14 protein-coding genes are annotated in these 24,499 nt (G+C 29.9%); 1 reads left to right on the top strand and 13 read right to left on the bottom strand.

The window, feature by feature from the left end; all coding sequences use genetic code 11:
• Nucleotides 1-15 precede the first annotated feature (15 nt).
• Nucleotides 16-3,576, top strand: a complete 3,561-nt coding sequence (locus tag G9F71_RS12225; RefSeq protein WP_164951126.1) for a S8 family serine peptidase — start codon at nucleotides 16-18, stop codon at nucleotides 3,574-3,576.
• Nucleotides 3,577-3,610: 34 nt separating this feature from the next.
• On the opposite strand, the gene G9F71_RS12220 is transcribed toward G9F71_RS12225, so the two are convergent.
• The 13 genes from G9F71_RS12220 to G9F71_RS12160 all read right to left on the bottom strand — a co-directional run bounded on the left by G9F71_RS12220 (nucleotide 3,611) and on the right by G9F71_RS12160 (nucleotide 24,499).
• Complete coding sequence (locus G9F71_RS12220; RefSeq protein WP_164951127.1) at nucleotides 3,611-5,371, bottom strand: hypothetical protein; 1,761 nt, start codon at nucleotides 5,369-5,371, stop codon at nucleotides 3,611-3,613.
• 4 nt (nucleotides 5,372-5,375) lie between these two features.
• Nucleotides 5,376-6,656 (bottom strand): TRAFAC clade GTPase domain-containing protein, encoded by a 1,281-nt coding sequence (locus G9F71_RS12215; protein WP_164951128.1) that lies wholly within the window; start codon nucleotides 6,654-6,656, stop codon nucleotides 5,376-5,378.
• A 67-nt stretch (nucleotides 6,657-6,723) separates the two neighbouring features.
• Complete coding sequence (locus G9F71_RS12210) at nucleotides 6,724-7,362, bottom strand: hypothetical protein (RefSeq protein WP_164951129.1); 639 nt, start codon at nucleotides 7,360-7,362, stop codon at nucleotides 6,724-6,726.
• Nucleotides 7,363-7,444: 82 nt separating this feature from the next.
• Entirely contained in the window at nucleotides 7,445-8,719 is a 1,275-nt protein-coding gene (locus G9F71_RS12205; RefSeq protein ID WP_164946421.1) for a vWA domain-containing protein, read from the bottom strand.
• A 21-nt stretch (nucleotides 8,720-8,740) separates the two neighbouring features.
• Nucleotides 8,741-11,086: a hypothetical protein gene (locus G9F71_RS12200; RefSeq protein ID WP_164951130.1), complete on the bottom strand. Its 2,346-nt coding sequence runs from the start codon at nucleotides 11,084-11,086 to the stop codon at nucleotides 8,741-8,743.
• A 42-nt stretch (nucleotides 11,087-11,128) separates the two neighbouring features.
• Nucleotides 11,129-14,533 (bottom strand): tubulin-like doman-containing protein, encoded by a 3,405-nt coding sequence (locus G9F71_RS12195; RefSeq protein WP_164951131.1) that lies wholly within the window; start codon nucleotides 14,531-14,533, stop codon nucleotides 11,129-11,131.
• Nucleotides 14,534-14,577: 44 nt separating this feature from the next.
• Nucleotides 14,578-16,347 (bottom strand): vWA domain-containing protein, encoded by a 1,770-nt coding sequence (locus tag G9F71_RS12190; RefSeq protein WP_164951132.1) that lies wholly within the window; start codon nucleotides 16,345-16,347, stop codon nucleotides 14,578-14,580.
• Nucleotides 16,348-16,391: 44 nt separating this feature from the next.
• Entirely contained in the window at nucleotides 16,392-17,357 is a 966-nt protein-coding gene (locus G9F71_RS12185; protein WP_164951133.1) for a hypothetical protein, read from the bottom strand.
• 31 nt (nucleotides 17,358-17,388) lie between these two features.
• Nucleotides 17,389-20,076, bottom strand: a complete 2,688-nt coding sequence (locus G9F71_RS12180) for a hypothetical protein (protein WP_164951134.1) — start codon at nucleotides 20,074-20,076, stop codon at nucleotides 17,389-17,391.
• Between the two features lie 12 nt (nucleotides 20,077-20,088).
• Nucleotides 20,089-21,261, bottom strand: a complete 1,173-nt coding sequence (locus G9F71_RS12175; protein WP_164951135.1) for a hypothetical protein — start codon at nucleotides 21,259-21,261, stop codon at nucleotides 20,089-20,091.
• A 39-nt stretch (nucleotides 21,262-21,300) separates the two neighbouring features.
• Complete coding sequence (locus tag G9F71_RS12170; RefSeq protein ID WP_164951136.1) at nucleotides 21,301-22,335, bottom strand: hypothetical protein; 1,035 nt, start codon at nucleotides 22,333-22,335, stop codon at nucleotides 21,301-21,303.
• A 495-nt stretch (nucleotides 22,336-22,830) separates the two neighbouring features.
• Nucleotides 22,831-23,586, bottom strand: coding sequence for an ABC transporter permease (locus tag G9F71_RS12165; protein ID WP_164951137.1), 756 nt, complete (start codon nucleotides 23,584-23,586; stop codon nucleotides 22,831-22,833).
• Nucleotides 23,573-24,499, bottom strand: coding sequence for an ATP-binding cassette domain-containing protein (locus tag G9F71_RS12160; protein ID WP_164951183.1), 927 nt, complete (start codon nucleotides 24,497-24,499; stop codon nucleotides 23,573-23,575). Before G9F71_RS12160 ends, G9F71_RS12165 begins: the two co-directional genes overlap by 14 nt.

The following is a 24,499-nucleotide window of genomic DNA, read 5'->3' as shown; positions in this document are numbered from 1 at the left end:
GGGGGGAACTACATAATGAACAGAAAAAAACTTTTAAGTCTTGTTCTTACATTGAGCATTTTATCTTCAAACATTTATGTATTTAACGTTAATGCAAAAGGTGTCAATAATGGAGCTGGGTATAACCCAACTATGACATCATCAAAAGATTTAACCAATGTATTAAATGAATGGCAAGTTTCTAAGTATAAAGGAGAAGGCATGGTAATCTCTATAATTGATAGTGGTATTGATTATAGACATAAAGATATGAAAATTACTGATCCATCAAAAGCTAAGATTAAAAATAAAAGTCCACAGGGAAAGGGAAAGTATTTTACTGATAAAGTTCCTTATGGATATAATTATGCTGATAAAAATCAAAACATAATTGATGAAGGAAGTATGCATGGAATGCACGTAGCTGGTATAGTAGCTGCAAACGGAAATTCTACTGAGGTTTCAAAATTTGAAGCAATTCAAGGAGTTGCACCTGAAGCGCAATTACTTGCAATGAAAGTCTTCTCAAACGATCCAGATTATCCAAGCTGTAATGATGAGGATGTAGTTGAAGCTATAGAGGATTCTGTAAAACTTGGCGCAGATGTAATAAATATGAGTCTTGGTTCCGATTCAGGTTTTGTAGAAAATAGCGCACCTATACAAAAGGCTATAAAAGAAGCTGAAGAAAAAGGTGTAGTTGTAGTAGTTTCAGCTGGAAACTCTGCATACTCAACATCTCCTGATAAAGTTTCTGATATAGTTGATACAGCAGTAGTTGGCGCTCCATCTACTGCAAAAGAAGCACTAAGTGTAGCATCTATTAATAATAGTATGCTTGTAAACCCTGCCCTATCATATAAAGTTGGTAGTGAATATAAGGATATAGCATATTCAACATCAGAGGTTAGTCCCATCGGAATCTTAAAAGGTGAATACGAACTAGTTGATTGTAGTCTTGGAACTCCTGAGGATTTTAAGGGCAAAGATTTAAAAGGTAAAATTGCACTTGTCAAAAGGGGCTCTAATACTTTTATAGAAAAGAAGGTAAATGCTCAAACTGCAGGTGCTATAGCAACAATTATATACAATAAAGATGGTGAAAAAGGATATATTAGCATGTCTACTGACCCTAATGTAAAAATTCCTTCAATATTTGTAACTAATGAAGATGGGTCTAAACTACTAGCTTCAATAAAAACTAGCACTAAAATTAAATTCCAAGATAAAAAAGTAAGCATAAAAAATCCTACTGCTGGAGAAATGTCTGATTTTACATCTTGGGGTCCTACTCCAAATTTGGAATTTAAACCTCAAGTTACTGCTCCTGGTGGAGATATTCGTTCAACAGCTAATAATAATGAGTATAAATATATGTCAGGGACCTCTATGGCATCCCCACATACCGCTGGTATTATGGCATTAATTCTACAACATATGAAAGAATTAAAATTAGACAAGTTATCTCCAAAAGAAAAAGCTGAACTTGCAAAGCAACTTGTTATAAATACAGCAAAACCTCAAATTGATCCCTCTTCTGGCAAAGATTCAATTCCATTTTCTCCAAGAAGACAAGGTGCCGGTCTTGTAGATGTAGCTGCTGCTGTTAAAACCAATGTAATTATTGTAAATGAATCTGATGAATCTACTGCTGCATTAAAGCAAATTAATGGACTTACAAAACAATTCACTTTGAAATTTAAGAATTATGGAAATAAGGAAGAAACCTATACTGTTAAGACTCCAAATCTAGTACTATCAGATAAGAGTGATGAAGCAAAAGACATAATTCTAAAAGGAGCTACAGTTTCTTTTGATAAGGATAAAGTCGTTATACCTGCAGGAGCAGTAGTGGAGCTTAAGGTTACACTAAATATACCTGAAAGCACAACTAAAGGAGCATTTGTAGAAGGATTTTTAACCTTTGAACCTAGTTCTAAAGATTCAGCGACACTTGGCGTTCCATATATGGGATTCTATGGTGAATGGAATGAATCTTTAATTATGGACAAGCCACTTTGGGATGAAGGCTCTCATCTAAAAGGAACTGGAGTATATAGCTTAACTGAAAATGAGGATGAAAATCTTTTAGGAGTAGTTGGTGAAGATGAAAAAAGCAAATTACCAATAGTTGATGAAAAATTAATTGCTGTAACTGCAGCAAATGGAAAAGTAAGTGTAACACCAAAAATAAAATTACTCAGGAATGCTAAAACTATGCTTGTTAATGTAGTAGATGAAAAAGGAAATTTAGTCAGGAGTCTAGGTGTTGAAAAAGATTTAGCTAAAGATTTATGGAAAGCAGACCCTGCTAATAAATTACAAGATGATAACTACAAAGAAGAATCGCCATGGATATGGGATTTAACTAGTTATAATCCAGTTAGTGGAAAATATGAAATAGTTAAAGATGGGCAATATTATTTTGAAGTTAAAGCATCAATTGATTCTACTACTACAAATTATCAAACTATGAAATTACCAATTAAAGTTGATTCAACTCTTCCTACTGCAGCATTGACTTCGCAAAGTAAAGTAAATTCAAGAAAATATGTTTTAAAATTCAAGGCAACAGATAAATTATCTGGAATAAAAGATTTTAAAATTATGAAAAATGGAACATATATCACAGATAAAAATGGAAGTACCTCTATGAAATTAGCACAAGATGCCGATGGAAACTACTACGTAAATTTAGATCTACAAAGTGGTAATAACAATCTCATAATTTATAGTACTGATTATGCTAAAAACACCTATGAATATTCAACAAAGGTAGAAGTACAACCCCTTACAATAACTTCGCCTAAAGCGAGCACAGTATTCCCTTCAGGTAATTTTGAATTATCATATTCAGGAGATTCTAAACTTGTTTCCGACATGAGATATTTCAATATTTTAGTTGATGGTGAAGTTTCCGCAAAAAATATTGAAACATTATCTTATAAATTTGAAAACTTATCTCCTGGCAAGCATCAAATAACTGTACAAGCTTATGATATAAAAGATACTAAACTTGAAGAAGCGAGTACAAATGTAATTGTTAAAAATGATAAATTATACGTTAACTTTACCGGAGTTAAAAGAGAAGGTAGTTTCTATAATTCTGCGACTCCTACTTTAAGTGGAGATTTATCAACTGGAGTTAAATTCTTTAAAATACAAGGCACTGACGTTACTATAAATTCAGACTTAACTTTCAAGAAAGAACTAAACCTACAGGATGGCCAAAATAAAGTTTCAGTAACAGCTGCAGATGAAAAAGGTAACAAGTTCGACTATTCATTGAATCTTTATTGTGATTTACTTGCTCCTAAGTTAACTATTAAAGGCATTGATATATCTGGCAAAGATAAACAAATAAACGTAGCAAAAAATGTTGACACTTTTAAAATCAACTGTGAAGTTTCTGACAATAACTTTGGATTTGAATTGTTTGTTAATGGAAATGAAATATCTACAACTGCAGATATTTACGCTAAAACAGCTCACTTTGAAACAGAAGTAAAACTTCATGCAGGAATGAATTATATTGAAGTTAAAGCTGTAGATAGAGCAGGCAACGTTACAAGTAATATACTATCCGTATTCCGCTAAAAGCAATAAAAAGATAGTCTTCATCTTATGAAGACTATCTTTTTAGTCTTAGTATAATTTTTTTTATTCCCCAACACATATCTAACTCTAAGTCCTTAATCCTACCTATTATATCCTCATTATCACTTTTCAATATTTGCCTTCTAAAATTTTTATCTTTAAAGAAATCATTATCCTTATTTTCTATATAACTTTTCAAAGCTTCAAAAAAGCTAAAATTCAATTCTTTTTCCTTTAATTTTGAAAAATCATTAACCGCCCATAATATATAATCTCGAGCCATCGCTGTCCCACCATGGCTGAGTAAATAATTAAAGAGTTGCTTAAAGTTATAATTTATATAAACCCCTTTAGAGAAATCATCTTCTTTTTCAGAAATGTAGTCTAATGTATTATGAAAATTACATTCTATAAAACCAACCATAATTTTTCTAAAAGTTTCTCTTGAAATTTCCTTTTCATAAAAATATTGTATTCTCTCTTTTACTTTCAAAAGTATGGGAGACACTTCATAGCCCTCTGTAAGCTTTTCAAGGGACAACTCACAAATCTTTCTTTCATTAAAACTTATTTCCCTATCTACCTTACTCGCAAGTATTCTCTGAAGATAATATACAATCATATATGTACCATTATTTTTATACTTTTCTTCCATAATAAAGCTCTTTATTTGCCTCTTAGATATTTTCGATATGTCTATATCTTCTAAGATATTCATCTCAATTTCTTTACCTTTAAGCTCTTGGATTTTTATTTTTTCAATTTGAACTATATTGCTTTCTTCAGATTTTATTACCTTATATTTTAAGTTTTCTTGAACACTCGCTGCGAACATTCCATTATATTCTTCTAAACTAAGTCCTTGACCCTGTTGATTTTCTTTAATATATTTATCAACTTTTTTTAAAAACTCATTTAATACTTGCGGCTTATTTAGGTTATTCCAAATAAAATTCAAATAATCATTTTCATTTTTAAGTTTCATTACATTTAAATGTTTTTCCTCTTGAAAATCAAAAACATATGCAAGAGATTGCGCTACATCAGCTTTCCTTACCCCACCCTTAGCCACAAACTGAAGATTTATAAACTCCTTGATTTTTGAATCTTTCGCATAAGTTATAAACCCAAAATTTCTTCTAACTAGGTATGGAAGACCTATATATATATACTCCATTAGCTGTTTTGAGTATTTTGATAACTGCTGCGCTGGCACTTTTAGCACTATATATATTTTTCTATTATTTAAAACAGAATCAAAACACGCACTTAAAAGCTTCTTATACATAATCTCTTGTATACCTAATTCCTTGAAAAACTTATCCCTTTTGAAAAATTCATGACTCTGCTTATCCATAGGTATGTCAGTTAATTCATCTAAAAAAGTTTCACCTCGCTTATTATCACCCCCATGTAATTCAAAAATCGGCATTTTAAATTCCGCATGAAAAATTCTTTCAGGATCTCTGATATAAAACTCCTTCTCCACCTGACTTACTACATAATTATGAGTGAAATATCTATTTCTTTGACCTGTATAATCTTTGCCAGCAAAACTTGAACATCCAATTACCATTTCTCTAGATGGTATATTAAAACACATAAGTGCCTGGGGATATTTATTTAAATCTTCTTCCTCTATTAGTTCAAAAGGTGCTTCATAAAAACAATAGTTATGAAGCACCTCTTTTATTAACTTATCTTTTAAACCCTTGCTTTTGGAAATAGTATCATATCCTGGGGTATCACTGAATAATCCTTTTTTCTCCCTTGTATAATAATGTTGCTGAATCATACTATTACCTTCCTTCTTTAATATAACCCATCTTATATAAAAGCCATAAAAAAGGCTCTTCTATTCTTAAAGGGGATATAGTAAAATTGTCATTGATTTTAGAGTTTTCTGGGTTACACCCTAAAGAAGACACTGCAAAATAGCCTACATTTTTAAAATATGCATCCATAGCACCTTTAAAAGGTGTGTCTACTTTAGTTAAAAACCTTCTTATTTCTCCATCAATATTTTCAAATTCATTTAGATTAAAGCTGCCCTCATGATTACAATTTCTAAATACGTTACTACTGGCACTTATATATTCTTCATCATTTAAACTAACTAGCATATCACTTTTAGTAACCACTACTGCTGTAGGTATATCTGTTATAGTTTTTTCCTGCTTAGATATAAAATTTTCGAATAAATACACAAGAATTTCTTTAGGTTCTTGATATTTATCTGTAAAATCTCCTTTTGATCCATTTGCTAAATTTATTTTTTTCCTTAATGCCCTCATTTGTAATGGGTCTATAAGAAATATAATACCGTCAGAATTTTGAATATGTTCTCCGTGCTTGTCTATATAATCCTTATCCGTCATACCTTCTCCTGGCACATCATAAAACACAAAAGTTATTGGCTTTTTAGATTCATCCTTAAACTTAAAAGTTTCAATTAATGGATCTATATGTTGCTTTGGGGTAGGTTCTAACATTTTATTAAATTCAAATATTATCCTCTGGTTCTGCTTTATATCTTCATTATACTCTGAGCTTCCAGGAATAACTGCTGATTTAAACTTTTCCGCAATTTGGCGTTCAAGATAATATAAAAGACAAGACATATAAACAGACTTCCCCGCTTGAGAAGCTCCTACCACTGAAATTATTTTTGTATCCCCTCTACCTGAAGTTATAGGGAGCACATTATGACAATATGGACACAATCTCTCCTGTGTAACCTTATCATAATTATCTCTTACTTCAATAATCGCATTATCAACCTTGGTCTTGTTTTTTTCTGGCAAATCTACTGCTCTAATAATAGCATTTATCTCTCCTAAGGTAGCTTTACCAATCCTTCTATTATATTCATTTAAAATCTCATCAATCTGTTTTTCATACTCTGGATCTCCATCCTGATCATGACTTACCCTAAAATGAACATCCTCATTATTAAAAGTTTTAAAACAAAATGGACATTTAATATCATCTGTATTACGTTTTTCTTTAGATCTCTTTAAATTATAATTTTTATCTGCTTTATTTTTTTTACCTAGTGCTAAAATATCAAAAATACCCATACAATACCTGATTTATAAAAACCATCAGGTACTCACCTCCCTTTTATAGCTATCAATGAACTCTTTCTTACTTTTCTCTCAGATTATATGCGCTTCCATACCTATTAACATCCTTTATGAAAATCTTAACAAATTCATCCCTGCTAATTTCTATACTCGGCATTTCATTTACCCCTGGATGAAAGTCTCCTATAAAATCAAATTTAATTCCATCATCCTGACTTTCGGGATAGTTCCCCTGTTTTTTCACATAACATAGTACATCTTTTTTAAAAGGTGCATCACAAATTATTTTCATCTTCACTTTTTTATTTTTACTAAATAAAGGCTTATACTCTATAATCTTATAAAAAATATCAGGCTTTCCTGTACAAACAATTACTTCATTTTCTCCATCCTGTTGTTTTACAAGGATAAGCTTCTCATTAATTTCCTCCGCTTTAAAAATCATAAATTTGTATTGGTCAATCTCCCTTATACTCTCAACATAACCATTAAACTCTCTATACTCTTCTCTAGTAAATATCTTTACATTTTCCTTAGTTATAGCCTCTATACCTATCTCATCTAAGGCTTTAGACTTAAAAATATAGACTATATCATAGCCGCAGGCCCACTGCCATTTTATAACAAACTTTTCTTTTTCTATTTCACATTTTACTGATTTTATGCCTTGTTCTAAGCTTTCTAAATCTCTCATATTCATAGCAAAACTCCTATCTATATAAGGTACATTCATTTTCAAATGCCTAAGCAAAATTTTCTACACACAAAGCTATTATAAACTTCTATTCACCAAATGTATTACTGCCTTTTGCATTCTTTGAATATGAATCATAATTTATTTTTGAATTCACAGCTTTAAAAAATCCATTTTTTTTGTCTTTTACATCTACAGGTACTGAAAATAAAGTAAATATAGTTGTTAGCATTACAGCTGCAATTAACCTATAAAAAGTTCCAGCCCAAGGTATAAATTTAAACCCTAATTCTAAAATAATTCCTGCGGTTACCCCTCCTACTAGTCCACCTATAATAAATCCCTTTAGAAGATATTTATTATCAAACATAAAACTTATTGCTGTTGAAATAACAGCTCCTATAAGGGTTATAAATATTATTCTCATTATTGCATAAAATTTAATACTATCAAATAAGCCGTTTCTTTTATCTACGAGTAACCTTTGATCTCTATATTTATAGATTTTGCTGAAAATGTCCTTTAAATTTTTACTTTCAGAAACACTGTAATAATTTCCGTTAGTTACACTCGATATTTTTTTTAGCATTTTTAAATTATTATCCTTAGCCATTCCTACCGTATAAACGGAAATTTTATTATCCTGAAAAGGTTTTATAACTTCATCAAATTTTTCATTTAAATCAAAACTATCCTCTCCATCAGATAACAATAATACAATAGCATTCCTATCAACTTGCTTTGTGCTTTGTATTTCTTTTAAAGCAGTATCTAATGCAGCCTTCATATTTGTTTGACCCCTAGGCGCTTTTAGAGATTCTAGCTTTTCTAAAGCCGCTTGTTTAGTTTTTTCTGTAGCTTTAGTCATTGGAAATATTTCTAAAACTTTATTATCAAAGGTGTAAATAGAGAATCTTTTTTCTTCATTCATATTTTTAATAAGATTTTTTGTTGCCTCAAATCTATCATTATTGGGATCTGTACTTTTCATACTTTCCGAAGTATCGATTAAAAGCAATATATCATTAACTTTTTTATTGTTAACATCAAACCCATAAATAAATTGAAATAATGCACCAACTATAAATAAAAGCACAAATGTGCAAGGTACTAAGAACTTTAAAGAAGTTTTAGAATAATTATTTTTCCAATTATAACCATTGAGTCTTGGATGGATAACCTCTGCAATAATACACATAAGCCCTGCAAAGAAAGCTATAATTCCAAAATATAATCCCATGAGTATACTTTGAGGAAGGGTATATTTATAAGCATTTAGTAATAGTTCACTAAATATAAATCCTAAAATACCACCTGCTCCACTCATGAAAATCATCAGTCCGTTAATTCTCTTATCCTTCACAAAAAATCCCCCTTTTTGAAGCTAAATATCTGGAAGTAATGACGCATCTATTCTATGAAGCTTATACTCATTATCTATGCAAGAATAATAATATCTTGCAGCGTTTTTAATATACATTACATCTCCTAAAGTAAATCCCCCCATTAAATTAAGCTTTTCTATACCACTAGCTCTTTTTTCATGAACATAACCTATATTGTAACTTCTACCCTCTCTATCTACATTGAATGCATATTTAATAAAATCGCTACTATAATCACCAAAAAAATATTTTTCCTCATATTTATTTACATTATAATTCATAATATAAGCTTTTACAGTGGAGTTTTCCTCTAATATACCGTAGAGCCTTTTATACAATTCATCTTTGGATAATACACTATTATCTATAAGTTCTATAGATACATTAGCTCTTTCATTTAACTCATCCTCAAAGGATTTTGAGAACTCAGCTTCGCATAAAATGTATTTAGTGCAAACCTCACATAGTTTTTTAATGAATTTTTCTTTATCATTTATAGACTGATTTATATCCCCTAAAAAATTTTCCTTAAAATAAAAATCTTCGCCATAGCTCTCTGATAATTTATTTACTATTTTCTTAATTATAAGCGTGTAATATTCTTTTATGTTTTGTGCTATATATTCATTCTGCTCTTTAATATCATTATTTGTATAATCCTCAATACACGCCCTTATACTTTCAATATAATCAATTTTTTCCTCAAGTTCTTCATGAACACTAATAATAATATTTTCGCTTAATCTCAGGATACTTTGAGCTATCTTAAGTTTTAGTATGTACAGCTTATTTCCATAGACTCCTTTAAATAAGTCTTTCTTAATATCATCTAAAACAACATTTGAAGAAAATAAGCTTTTGAAAAGCGAAGGCACCTGGACCCTTTTACTATAGATTTCATTGATTTCCTGATTTATAGCTTCAATACTTTTATCTATATCCACACATTTAAGCCTTATGTCTTGCAAAGCTTCTACTGGGTTCGTTAAACTATATGTTCCATATAACCCATATCTTTTATCTTCCATTAAAAGTTTGACAATGCCCCGTATTTCCTTGTTAAGACTTATGTTTTTTAATTTTTCATCAATAGCTTTTTCAAAATTGTCATTGAAGAAATGCTCACAACTATTCCCATAAAGCATTTCCTCAGCTTCCCTTAATGTGAGTTTTGCAAGTTTTGAAATAGAAATATTGGAACTTATAGTCATAAGTCCTCTCATGTCCTCTACCCCTTTTCCCTGGGGTAGCATACCACTAGCTTTTAAAGCTAAATTTTCATCATCTAACATAAAAACTCTTAGCAAATTATCTTTGTTTTTATTTGAATACTGCTTTATTTTATTTGTTAGCTCATCATAAAATTGGTTTATAGCCATAAGAGCAACTGTATTATTAGGCCTTTTGATTTTTGCAAGTCCTGCAGTAACTAAAGTAAAACTGCCATTCTCCTTCGAAATATTCTTTTTAAACCTAGCATTATCATAATATTGATTTTCCATATCATAATAAGTATCTATATTCACATTTCTGTTTTTTATAAGATTTATATAGGAGATAATTTCGTAATTATCTTGCAGGCTTCCACTAGTAACTATACCTTTTTCATTAGTATCGCTAAGCAAATATACTAAATCAAATATAGGTTTATTTTCACTAATAACTGGTAGCTTTCTGTCACTTCCAAAAACCTCTATATCTTCTTTAAAAGTGAAATCACTTTTTTGCATATATGAAAGCTCCTTAAAAAAGCTAAAGGCTAAAGCAGCATCAAAAAATGCGTCCTTCTGGTTTTTTTCTAGGAGTAAACCATAGAAATCTGCTAAAACAATTCTAAAATGCTGTGAAAGCTTACTTTTTATTAATAAACTTATTTCAGCCACTAAAATATTCATAGCATCATCAGCTCTACTTACCACAGAAATGGTTACTCTCTCGAAAGAGCTAAAAAGTTTACCACAATCTAAAAGCTTGTTTTTCATCTTCATTATTTCTTCATTTAAAACTATAAGTCCATTCTCACCTTTATAAAAATTATCACTTATATCATATCTAAGGTTTTTTTTATCTTCTATATCTATACCAGAAGCTGTAGCCTTAAAATTAAAAACATTTTCAGCTTCAAATCTTTCTTTATGGTATACATTAAAAAACATTATGCCTTTACTGTTATCCCATTTTTTATTTACATCCTCATATACAGACTTTAATCCTTCATTACTCTTATCTCCAATAAAAACAAAAACCACTGGACTGCTGGCAATTTTCTGTTCATCTTCTCTGTATACAGTATTATCAGTGCTTAAACAATATCCCTGTGCATATTCTTTCAAGATATTTTCCATTTTAAACTCACCACCTTTTGGCATTAAGAGTTGAATTTTAAGCTATTCTAAATTCACCCTAATCTCTTTAAGTTTATCATAAGTATTAACATAGAAACTATACATATCCTGTCCATTCTCTATTTCATACCTTCTGTAATCTAACTCTTCAATAGCCTTACTATAATTTTCTATCATGCATTTTATTCTACTGTACAATGTAGTTGTTCCCTCTTCCATAGATAAATCCGCTAATCTTTTATCTGATTTAGCTTCAATAACATTCCTATGCTTTTCATCGATTTCACAATACTTATTATAAATCGAGAATTCAGCGTATTGCTTTTGCTTCATTAGATTAACAAAAGGCTCTATTTCTGTCCTTTCATCTGCATCCTTATCATACATATACACAATACCTTTTTTACAAATAGTTTCTGTATACATAGCTTGAATAAAGTTATCTAATAATTTGGTTTTTTTATCGTTATCGTAAATATTGCTTCCAAGCTTATTTATCTGCTGCTCTATAGCTTCATATTTTTCTATCTCAGAATTTAAAAGCTGAATTAATCTTGGACTTCTTATTAAATTTTCCTTTGCAACTTCTTCATCTCTACTATCAAAAATATAATACATTTGCAAATCATAGTCCTCAATATTTTCTAATTTATTCTGCATTAATTTTCTAAGTTCTCCAATACATTTCCTTATTTCAGCCATATTGGGGGTTTTTCCCTCTTCAATAGCTAAATCATAGTTTAATAAGAATTTCTCTATATTAAATTCCTTAGTGACAACAACTTTATACTGTGAATTTGTTATCGCAGATACTCGCTCTATACAGCCATAACTTACAGCTTTATCAAAAACCTGTCTTATTTCACTATTATATTTCTTTACTCTTTCATTATGATAACTAGTTCCCCACGACTTTTCTGGAATAGGTGATGGTAAATATGTCCAGTTAGTTTCTCTTGTTTGAATAAGATGTCTTCCTATTCCCTCTTTAGTAAAAATGGATTCCTCATAAATTTTTTCATATTGTCTTATTGAGGTATAAGCATATAATGGCACTCCATTTTCTGTATTTAACCAAAATATTTTATTTGATACCTTACTTCTCTTAATATTTACAGAATGACCTAAGGTACTGCTTTCTTTATATTCCTTAATTCCTTTATATATTCTTGGAGTTTTAGCTGGAACTGACACCATATTCCAAGATGGGAAAATTAGCGAGCCACCTGCATCTTGAAGCTGAAATATTGGTATTGCATCCTCATCTAGTCTTGGTGCAATTTCCGTTTGAATTAATCTTTCAATAGATTTTTCTTCTCCATACTTCATGATTAAAAAATCTTCCATAGATTTTGTTATTATATCTCCAAATTCTTCTGATACAAAGTTTGATATAGAACCTACTATATCCATATGTTGCTCATCAATCCATTTTTGAGATTCCCCTAAAAGCTTATCTGTAAATCTTCTTATTAAATCATTTGTATCTTCATCACAAACCATCTTATCTATAGTTTTTACCACATCTGGTACATTAATAAGATTCCAATAATAGGTTTTCCCGCTATTAACTTGTACTTCTTCACCTTTAACAAGAATATTACCATCATCCTTAAGCACCTTATTTAATTCATTTAAAATTTCAGTGTAAACTTTATATATTTTATTGTTTAAATTGCTTATAATTTCAATAGCATTCTGATAGAATTCTATCATCTTCAAAGTTCTTTCTTCTTCTGTCCTTGCATAGTACTCTTCTATTTTAGCTTCAATATAATCATTTTTCTTTGATTCTTTTGTAAATAAAATAGTCTTCTTCGCTGCATCAAACTTATCTTGTGCATCCTCTCTAAGGTTTTTAATGTTATCTGGTAATCTTCTATGCTTTTCTATTAATGATTCTTTTATAATCTCTAGCGTTTTCACCATATTAAATCCTTCATTTGAAAATAACATCTTTGAAGCATAGAAGGGGCCCTTAGATGCATCTTTAAACATTCTATCTATCTGTTCATTTAATACTACAGATATTTCACCAGGGTATTGTCTTTTCACCTTCAAATACTCATCACAAATATCCCTTAAGTATTCACTAAGCTCTTCATCCATATTTACTGCTTCTTTTTTTATAACATTTGCAAACTCATACTTATCTCTGTTTTTATAACCTGAAATAGGTTGTCTACCTAAATTTTCACGTTCAAACCTTGCTTCTACGGCATCTTTGTCTAGTTTTACCATTCTAATAAATTGATCTACATCCTGCTCTGTTGGTGATTTTTCAAACATTACATCCATCTTTTCAAAAACTTTATATGCGAGATAAGTAGTTATTTCTTCAATAGGTAAAACTGCTGAGGATGCTCCTATAATGTTATATTTATAATTTGCAGAATAAGGCTTTTCCATATTCTTAATGTTTTGCTCAATGTTGCTTATGTAATCATGAATAGCAAACTCCTGTCCTGCTTGTCTTTCCTCACTAGCCATAAAATTCGTTATGTTTTCTGCCGTGACATTCATGCAGTAGTCATAAGCATTACTTAATAGTTTACCCTCTTTATTTGTAGCAGAAATCAAGTGGCATAAATCAAAAGGTGGAGCCTGAGAATCAACTTCTAAAGCACTTTTATACTTCTGCTTAAATCTATCTCCCCTTTCTGAAATATTCATTAAATAATCTAATTCTTTTAATGCAGCATATCCATTTTTCATAATATAGTTTCTCTCGTGCATTCCAAGACCCTTAGATATATTAACATCCGGGGTAAACAAGTATCCTAAAATATTTACCCTATCTATGCCATAGCCACCAAATTTTCTTTCCATTATTCCTCGAACTATATATGCAATATCAAGAAAACATCCACTTCCTGTTCCACCTGAAATACCTGTAAGCATAAATACATATAGCTTTTCCTTACTATCCTTCATAATAGTATTTATTTTTTTCTCTATACTTTCAACAACTTCATTTATCTTTGTGAAAAGTAATAACCTTCCAGCCTGCCTAACCCCACAAGCGCCTTTCATTCCATCTGATATATTAAGCTCCGGCGATAACCACTCTGAGATACATGGGTCCATAACTTTTCTATCGCTTAAAATAGCTCCAATTTCTGCATTAGATAACATAACCAATTCACTTTGAGGGTCTAGTCCAATGCCTTTGTACTTCTTATTTTTTTCCTGCATATTAGTTTCAAAGCCTAAAAATTCTATTTTATCAGGCTTCTCTTTTCTTACCTTTGTTAAGGAATCTTCAGGTAATTTAAACCTTCTATTTATTTGATATTTTAATCTTAACATTGCATCTATACCCGTACCACCAAGTCCTATGATAAGCATAGGATTTTCAATGGTATCTACACGTATTTTATCACTAATGATTCCCCCACCAGTCATTACGTTTAGTTCCTGTATATGCTCTCTTATATTTGCATTCATATTAATTTCCCTCGCTTTCAATTTTGAGTTCTAAACTTAAAAAACTAGTTACTATAGAACTCTAGAATTATACTTTTAGATGATTTATTTAAAATTACTACTATTCTTTCACCATTATACAACTTTGTCTTAATATCCTTTGATAAAACTCTACCAGATTTTTGAATACTGCACTGTGAATTATTTGCTATCTCAATGCTGTCATCATTCTTAAAGTGAAATTTCAAGTCCTGTACCTCTGAAAATTCCTCTTTAAGTCCCAGTACATCATAAAGGCTAAATTTTCCATTGTAAGTATGCAAACTTCTATGTTGAGGCGCTGATACTTCACTAGTGTTTTCATCTCTAATTTGAAACATCACACGACCAAAGCCAGCTGCTTTATTTTTCTTTTTCAGAACTATCGCTATTACTATTATAATTAAGGCAATGATAGCGAGTACTACAAAAACAATACCCAGTGTATTTTTTTTATTATCGCTTTCCGCGGGTTTTTTAACTGCCGTATTATTAGAAGGTTTTACTGTAGTTCCTCCTCCAATTGTCATAGGAGAAGTTTCTCTATAAAAACTCTTTCCATCCACCCTTATCTTAACTTCATATTTTTCATTATCTTGCAGAGTATATTTTCCACTAAATAAATGATTACTATTTTGAAGCTGAAAATCTTTAATATCTCCATTTTTTAAATTTTTAACTATAATTTTTGCTTTCATATCTTTATAAAGCTCATTGTCATCAATAACTTTTCCATTGCCTAGAAAATAAGCTTCTATATTCATAACCTGGCCTATTTTAGGTGCCACTGGATTAAATTTAGCCTCTAGCTCAATATCATAATTAAAAATATAGCTAATATTTATTTTATCACCACTAACTCCCTTAACTTTGATTATCCAGTCTCCTTGCACCGGCTTTACTATTTTTAACATAGAATACTTACTCGAAGAAGTGAAAATTATATCCTTAGAAGGAATAGATATCTCAACGCCCTTTGGATTTACTAATTTTACGGAAACAGGCTTATCCGATAGCATAGATACATTAGCTTCTAGTACATTATCATTAGGTATATTTAACTTTACCTCTTGAAATCCACCATTTGCTATGATACTTCCACCACTTTGAATATTTATTTTTGAATTATCCGCATAAATATCTGTTAATATCTGTGTAAGTTCTTCTGCCTTATTAGTTATATAAGTTTTGCCCTTAGTTTTACTTGATATACTTTGTAATTGTGCCTTATCTACAGTACCATCATAATTTAAGCCTATAGTATATATAGGGTACTCCTTACTTTTCGCAGTATTTGTAGCATCATTTAAATCCTTTAATGACTCACTCATACTCCTCTGTGGATCGTTTTTACCATCTGATAAAAGAATAATAATTGGTTTGTGAGTGTCTTCATGACCGCTCTCCATAAGTTTTACAGCTTCTTTTATACCCATCCCTGTATCTGTTTTTTGTCCAAAGGGTATGCTGGTGGTCATTCTCTTTACACTATCTTTGTCATCCGCTGAGTTCATTTCGGCTAAATTATGCAATCTAATAATATTATCTGAATAAGCCACAAGACCTACTTTGTTTCCCGAAGTTCCACACATATCTAGAAACATTTTAATAGCTTCTGTTCTTATTTCCTCTGGATCACTGGTTTTCATTGATCCACTAACATCTAAAACAAAAATCACATCTAAATTTGAAACTCCAGCACTAGGCTTAGCCAAAACACTTAAGGTGCAGGATATTTGAAGTGTTAACACTATCATAAATGCTATTAATCTATTAACTTTTTTATTATGATTCATTTTGCTCAACTCCCTCTTAATCAAAGTCCAATGTAATAAAAAATCTATTTACAAATATTCTTATGTATTTTAGCATCCACCTGGCCTAAAATCCATTGAAATACTTCTGCTTCATGGTAGTTTGATTTATTTTCACTTTGTTTTATGGAATTAAAATCATCTAGGAGAAAAAATCTATAATCACTGAAATTATTTTCTATTTTAGTTTTAAAATTTTCTTCAATATACCCATTAAACTTGCTCTTAATCTGGTTATTAGTTATAAATGCTATTGGCTTATTAATTATTTCTCCAGGCTTTAGACCAAAATTTTTTTGAAGATTTAAAATAAATATATCTAATATGCCATCTAAAGTTAAATTATTTTGGCCCTCTAAATTTACAAGCTCTTCACCATTAAATATAAATACTATTCCGTCATAATAATTAAAGTATCTATACTTTTTCAAATTATCACTTAATGCCAAATCGCTCTCATTAGTATTAAAAATATAAATTTGTCTTAAAGGTTTTGTTTTGTTTTTCCCCAAGAAGAACTTTTGAGTTTTTGGCGTTGATACATATGCTTTAAAAGGTGATTTATCAAATTTCCATTCTATAGTATCAAGCATATTGTATGTGAAATTTGCTTTTATGGATGAGTTTGTTCCAATAATCGGTATGCATATTTTCTTCACTTTATTCATTTTTACTCCATTTTTACAATTTCCACAAAGTGTTTTCAACTTATTTTTTCCGTTTATTGCAGTTAGTGGCAAGTTATTACCACAGCTGCACTTAAAATAAAAAATATGCTTAAAGGTAGGCATAAGAGCTGCATACCTGTTGTTGCAACTTGGACAGACATAATAGGGCATTGTTACTTTTTCATAGCATTCTTCACATATATCTGACAAATTGGCATTGATTAAATTTTTTTCTATAAAATATATAATTTTGAAGAAAATAAACTTAAGAGGGTAGACTATTGCTTTGTAAACAAATCTCATTATATCATTAAAAAACTCCAATCCCAGTCCCCCTTAGTGTAACTATGTTTTTCTATTTACGGATTAACTTATTTATTCCTCTTTGAACTATAGAAATTTCTCTGTTGCCATGAATTTTCTTACATATACTATCCCATGGAGTACGTATCATTGATTTATTTCTCGCTAAGCTCATCAGATAACTCATATAGCCTTCATATTTCTTCATTTCTCGCGTAGACTTATTACTTAAAATATTAATTGTTTTATTAGTAATATAATTAATTGTAGACTTTGAAAACTCATCTATATTTCTGAAAACATAAATTATAAAATTAAAAAACACTTCATATCCTTCTAGTTTGTTTTCATTTAAAAACTTTTTATAAACTTTCTCCTCATTTAATATGTCTTCTAAGGTTTTCAAAAGTGCTTCATAATATATTTCTTCATACAATCCTAGGCAAATAGCATCAGTTATCCTTTGGTAATCAACTTTTATATCTTCATTTACTCCATTTATGTATATATTAGATAAATACCAAGATAAATATTTTCTGTATGTATGTCTGTCCATATAATCAAAGTCTAATTTAACTTTTCCACATACTGTTTTTATTACATTTGTTCCCTGCTGAAGATTCATCCCAAAATGGACAAGCTCCGTAATACCTGGCTTTGTTACAATATCTCCCATTCTTTTAAGGTTCTTTATATCTGGAATAATTATTGCAATTTCTTCTTCTGGATATACTGCTTCTAATTGCTTTTCAAAGTTACTTATTAAATTATATAATAAAGATTCATCTATAGTAGTTTTTAAGCAGTTATTTAATATAAATTTAAGAATTTCAAAGGATTCCTTTGAAATTTCCACACTATTTTCTAAATTATTCAAGAATTCCATAGCAGCTTTGGAAAAATATTTTCTTTTATATCTAGGTGTTTTATTAAAAATGGAATCGCAATAATCCCAAAAATATTCACTCTTGTCTTGCACATAATTAAGTTCATACACAAAATATCTAAATAATAGTTCTTCACCACCATCTATTTCACTCAAAATATTTCTAATTTTCAACTCCCAAGCTTCATCATTCTCTTGTTTTGCTTCCTTTAAAAGTTGCAATACTATTTTTTCTTTTTTACTAGCTCCACTGACTAAAACATTTTTATGGCATATAACCATAAAATTTGCAAAATACTCCTCATTCTTGTAAATAGACTTAGTTATATATTTCATTTCATCTTTATTAAAAGTTAAAATATCAACACATCTATCAATAAATTTCACTAGTGCAGTATTTTTAACTATGCTTTCCCAGCTTATAATATTACAGGTCCTATAGCTGTAAAATTTGAAGTTTCCAAAAAGTGTATATAAATAAAACTGAGCATGCCTTGCCTTTGCACCTTCCATATAGGTATAAAGTTCATCTAATCTATAAGAATCAAAGGAATAAGTTATAAACTCATCTATCTTATTACTATTTATTGCTCTTATTTTATCGTGTAATTCTATAATTTCTTCTAATTTAATATTTTCTCTATCTACCACCATAAAATAAAGAGCGTTAAAAAAGAATTCAAAAGCATTTTTTATATAAATTTCATTTTTTGTTTTAAGTGCTATATTAAATAAAAATTTTGAAATAACCTCTGCACTATGTAAATCTACTTCTCCACTTATTTTTTTAAGCATAGGTTCTATCTGTATAAAAAGTTGCTTAAATGTCTCTATAGAAGCATACTTATTAACAAAGTCTATTCCCTTTATTATGCTATCTGTATCCATTTTTGCAATACCTTTTTTTATCATATTGTAAAGATATAGACAATTATCAATTTCATCATCTAATACATCATAGTCAAATTTATCTATAAAATCTATAAATGGTAGCAGACTGTCTTTTGATATTGAAAGCCCTACCTGTGCTAATTTGGAAAATTTGAAGTCATGATTAAAATCACTACTATATCCATTTATAAAATCAAATGCATTATACTTATAAATATTATTACAATCCTTAAAATTAATTTTAGTTCCTTCTCCTGATGTACCACAAATAGTGTAATTTGTATTTTCGCAATCATTGCTATAAGTAGTAAAAGTTAATAATTTAGACAGTTTTAAAGGAAGACACATTTGAGCCGCGGCTATCCAGTAAACATTATTTTCATTAGTATCACAAAAAATAATTTTCTTATGTTCTTTATGATACTCAATAACTGCATTCATCATATTTTTAAAACTTTTGCTCCTTTTTGTAGTAGAAGCTCCTTTTAGAAATTCCGAAACGCTCTCTAATGTGATAAATTTTCCTAAAGGTAGTTGCTGCAATACTTGCAAAGATTCTATTTGCTGAGCATTTTCTTCACCTTGGGTTAGCTGCTTTTTAAAAACCTCTGAGCCATATATCTGTATAGGATGAAAGGTCATCTCTCCCTTTTCAAACAATAAAACATGACAAAAGTAGTTTCCAAAGCGTCCACTATAGTCTTTTCCTGTATATTTAGCTTGGCATACTGCTTGTTTCCCATTTTCAAGAATAAAATAGGAAAAGGCCGTTGGAAACAATATATCTATTTCGTCTTTAGTAGGTTGACTAGGAAGATTACTCGGTGGAATATACATACAGTAACTCTCTATTTCTTTTCTTTCAGCCTCTGTAATCCCCTCAGATACGGAATAGGTTTGAAAACCCATTCCAGAGGAAATCCCTTTTCTACATGAGGTATAATACAATTGCTGTATTTTCATAGAATATTAGCCTCACTTTCTCTTTTCTGATTTTATAAGCTTATGTTTCCAAAGTAACCATAAAAATGGATCTTCAACTCTGTTAGGTCTTAAATTCTTAATACTATTACTATCAGGGCTACATCCTAAAGCAGTTAACCCAAAATAAGCAAATTCCTTAAAATTTGAACTAAGCTGATTTGCAAAATTTTCTCCACCCCAACTTCTTACAAGTGATTCCATTGAACCATTTACATCCTCAAAATCTGCAATATTGAATTTTCCTGAACCTATATGTTTACTTGGGTAATTAATACAACTAGATGAATCTAGTAAGGACTCTACTGCATCCATTTTTGAAAATGCCACTGCCACTGGTATATCTATAAGTTGAGTCATTTTCTTATCTTTTGCACGTCTTATAAGATTAGCTGTTCTTGAAAGCAAATCTTCAATTTCAGTATTCTGCTCTGGCAATTGGGTTCCCTCTGGAAGAGAATCTCGTACATTAGTAAGCTGTAGTGGATCTAATAAAAAAATAATACCAGAAGAATTATATATATATTTATTTACCGACTTCATGGTGTCTTCTTCATTCAAATCCTCACCTGCAGTATCAAAAAACGCTATTGTAACCACATTACTAATTCTCTTGCTTTTTAAAAGACCACCAAAGATACTTGTCTCTCTAAAGGCTAAAGTATATATAAGCGGCTGACTAACTGTTGCATCTGTCTTAGCTGAATGTGTAACCCTGATTATTTCTTTACTTCTAAATACCGGATAATAAAAATCATTGCGATACCTTGTTATTGTAGCATCGTTAATGGCTTGCAGACTGCAATTAAATGCAGCACCAATTTCGTTCATTATTTTATCTATAAGTACTGCAATATAATGGCTCTTCCCTGCTTCCTTAGCACCTATTACTGCAAAAATCAAGTCTTTATATTCACCTATAGTGTAGGGAAGCTCTGCATTGCATGTAGGACAAACCTTCACATTTGTGCTCTCCCCGCATGAATCACAGAACACATCCTTGGGCATAATATTTTTCCCCTCATTAGAGGCTGGAACCATTACAATTTCTCTTTTCGCATTTTCACATTTATTTGGTTCATTTTTACATATAAAATTCACTTCGCTTAATTTATGTTCTGTAAAACAAAATGGACATATATAAGTAGATTTTTTTAATAAGCTCATATTTCATGCCTCCTAGCAATTCTCTCTAATAGATAACAATTATTTAAAATAAAGTTTTTCTCTAGCGGGAGATATTATCCTATATCTTACACTCTCTTTGTCATTCACTACAAATAGCTTTATGTACATATTGTTTTTTATAGACTCTACAGGAAATTCAAAAACAGATGGCTTATTTTTAGTTATTACCACCTCATTAAAAGTATATATATCATCACCATCTAATTTTTGAATCGGCATATTCCCTCTTTTACCTATCACCGTAATAGCTGGTAATTTGATTTCTCCCTCCTCTTCCATACTAAACATAATTTCTGCTGACTTAATCTTGCCGAGTAAACTTCTTTTAATCTTCAAATTATAATATATTTCAATAGGTTTTTTGTTAACAATAAGACGACGTTTACCTTGTGAATAAAAAACCTTATCATTCATTTCCGCCATAACATAAATAGTGAAATAATAATTCCCTTCTGATATCCTGTCAATAACAAATGTTCCTGTGTTTTCATCTTTTTCTCTTTTTATTATACTAGTAGCTGCCGATGGATCCTCAGCACTTTTAGGAAAGCTATCTCCTCTATAAACTACTTTAATCTTATTTGCTTTTTCTGGCCATTGCCATTGCAAGCACAATTGATTATGCTTAACTTCCCCCACTATGGCTGCTATATCTATTAACGTAGAATTTAATTCTTCTACAGTTTCTATTTGTCTTTCATTTTCTGCTTCACTCTCTTGAATTTTATTTATTATGATTTGCTGGACTTGTTCTTCTTTTATTTCACTGTATTCTTTTATTTCTTCAATCTCTGTTATCTCGCATTTTTCAAAGTCCTTTTTTTGTATATTAATTGGTTTTTCTTCAAACTGCTCTTCTATATTTACTTCCTCTATTAAATATTCATTATTATTAGTTATTTCAGCAATTTTTTCTCTTATTTCTTTTTCTGTTAATGAAGGAAAGGAGTCGACAAAGTTATTTATTTCTTCATTTGATAGTTCATCTTTTATAGAAAGAATTATCTCTATCTCCTCTTTTAGATCATTAATTTCTTTATACTTAATTTCCATGCTATTAGATTCAACTCCTTCATATGCTTTTACTAAAACATATTACCACTTAACTATATTCTACAGTAGATTACAATTTCCTCTGATTTATTCTGCTTTTATGCAATTACCCATAAATTAGTGGTTATTATATTATTTACTAAGCCTCTTATTAATTATGATTTTAAAATTGATTTATTACAACCATTTTTCTCTTATATTTTGTAAATTTACTGATAATTTTAGTATTTTACTAAAGATTTCTTATATAATTCTACCTATGTTTCACCACTAAGAAAAAAACTCCTGAACTCTTTGAGCTCAGGAATTTTTTTTACTTTTTAGGTCCTTTGTTTTTTTGTTCCTTTTTGTCACTTTTCTTGCCCTTATTCTTAGTTGAAGTACCTTTGCTTTTACCCTTATCTGGCATAATATATACCCCCCTTATTTTGATATCTTTTTTGTTTTAGGTAAAATAACAATTATTAATAGGTATTCTCTTTGTTCTGCTTTTAATTATATTACCTCAACTTTGTTCATGTTAAAAATAGTAGCTATTATAAATAGTATGCTACAGATAATTAAAAATGCTATTGTATAAGAATAATTTTCTAGTGTAAATAAATTTGCCCCCTCCACTAACTTGTATGGCATAAACTTTCCAATTGTATTTAAATTTACAAGTGTAGCACTTGTGAAAGTTATCATAATAGTTATAACCCCAGCTGTTACACCTTTTTTCACAAAACTGCTAAAAAGTGTAACCAATGCAATATTGAAAAAATAATATATGGACATTAAAAAAGCTGAACTCATAATACCTGGTAAATCAACCTTTTCTCCCTTAAACAAAATACTCCCATAATAAGCACAGGTTAAAAATCCTAGGAAGGTTAATACTGTTACCACCATAGTATAATGAATTATTTTAGCTAGCACTATGCCCGCTGGCACACTTCCTTTAGAATATGGAAAAACAAATTTTTCTTCATTTATTTCCTCATTTAAAATACTTCCCAAGGTAAATATAATGAATAAGGTTCCAATTTGAAAAAGGCTCTTAATGTAATCATTAATTGCAGCCTTAGGAGTAGCAACAATAAGCGAACTTAAATCTCCTTTTAATTGCTGTTCCAATATTTTAGGAAGTAGCTTTAACATAACTGGATTTATTATAGCAAATACAATTATTCCTACAGCAAGTATTATGTATTTATATTGTCTTTTAGATTCCATTATTTCTTTTTTAAAATAAGCCTTAAAGGTTGTCATTTTCATTCACCAGCCTTATAAAAATATCTTCAAGATTACTTTCTCTGAGCTTATAAGATAAAATAGTATTTTCTCCCTGCACAAGAACTTTTAAAAGTTCAGATTTAGCAATATCTAAATTATTAACATAGATAGAAGCCTTATTTCCCAATATTGAAACACTTTCTACCCATTTAAAGTTTAAAATAACTTTGTCCAAATTTATACATTGCCTTTCAAACTCAATATCAAATATAGGTTGAATATACTTATTCTTTAGATTCACTAAATTATCAGATACTAGTATTCTCCCTTTATCCAAAATACTTACCTCGTCACAAATTCTTTCTATATCACTCAAAATATGAGTGGATATAAAAACAGTGGTTCCTTCTGACTTCAACTCTTTAATAAACTCTAATATTTCCATTCTTCCCTCAGGATCTAGTGCAGCGGTTGGCTCATCCAAAAAAACCACTTCTGGTTTATTAAATAATGCCACCGCAATTCCAAGCCGCTGTTTCATTCCACCTGAATATTGTCCTATTTTTCGCTTTGCAGGTTCTGTAAGTTTTACAATATCTAAAATCTCTATAGTTCTCTCCCTTATATCTTTCTCTGTCATATTAGATATCTCTCCAATAAAGTGCAGATATTCATTAGCATTCAGGTAATTATAAAACACTGGATTTTGAGGAAGATATCCCACCTTTTTTAATAATCTCCTCTTGTTTTTTTTGAAATCTTCTCCATCCAAATATATTTCTCCACCATTGAAATCAATTAAACCTGAAAGTATATTCATGGTTGTAGATTTCCCTGCTCCATTAGGACCTAGAAATCCATATATGGTTCCCTTTTTTATTTCAAAGGATATGTCCTTTAAAACTTCAAAATCTCCATATTTTTTCTTGATATTTACTACCTTAAGCAT

This window comes from Clostridium sp. FP2 (assembly GCF_011065955.2).
GTDB classification, from domain to species: domain Bacteria; phylum Bacillota; class Clostridia; order Clostridiales; family Clostridiaceae; genus Clostridium_AD; species Clostridium_AD tagluense.
This window is presented reverse-complemented; position numbering and strand designations above follow the sequence as displayed.

Coding starts and splice junctions, on each gene's coding strand:
- G9F71_RS12225 (WP_164951126.1), top strand. CDS start 16: ATGAACAGAAAAAAACTTTTAAGTCTTGTTCTTACATTGAGCATTTTA.
- G9F71_RS12220 (WP_164951127.1), bottom strand. CDS start 5,371: ATGATTCAGCAACATTATTATACAAGGGAGAAAAAAGGATTATTCAGT.
- G9F71_RS12215 (WP_164951128.1), bottom strand. CDS start 6,656: ATGGGTATTTTTGATATTTTAGCACTAGGTAAAAAAAATAAAGCAGAT.
- G9F71_RS12210 (WP_164951129.1), bottom strand. CDS start 7,362: ATGAATATGAGAGATTTAGAAAGCTTAGAACAAGGCATAAAATCAGTA.
- G9F71_RS12200 (WP_164951130.1), bottom strand. CDS start 11,086: ATGGAAAATATCTTGAAAGAATATGCACAGGGATATTGTTTAAGCACT.
- G9F71_RS12195 (WP_164951131.1), bottom strand. CDS start 14,533: ATGAATGCAAATATAAGAGAGCATATACAGGAACTAAACGTAATGACT.
- G9F71_RS12190 (WP_164951132.1), bottom strand. CDS start 16,347: ATGAATCATAATAAAAAAGTTAATAGATTAATAGCATTTATGATAGTG.
- G9F71_RS12180 (WP_164951134.1), bottom strand. CDS start 20,076: ATGAAAATACAGCAATTGTATTATACCTCATGTAGAAAAGGGATTTCC.
- G9F71_RS12175 (WP_164951135.1), bottom strand. CDS start 21,261: ATGAGCTTATTAAAAAAATCTACTTATATATGTCCATTTTGTTTTACA.
- G9F71_RS12170 (WP_164951136.1), bottom strand. CDS start 22,335: ATGGAAATTAAGTATAAAGAAATTAATGATCTAAAAGAGGAGATAGAG.
- G9F71_RS12165 (WP_164951137.1), bottom strand. CDS start 23,586: ATGACAACCTTTAAGGCTTATTTTAAAAAAGAAATAATGGAATCTAAA.
- G9F71_RS12160 (WP_164951183.1), bottom strand. CDS start 24,499: ATGCTTAAGGTAGTAAATATCAAGAAAAAATATGGAGATTTTGAAGTT.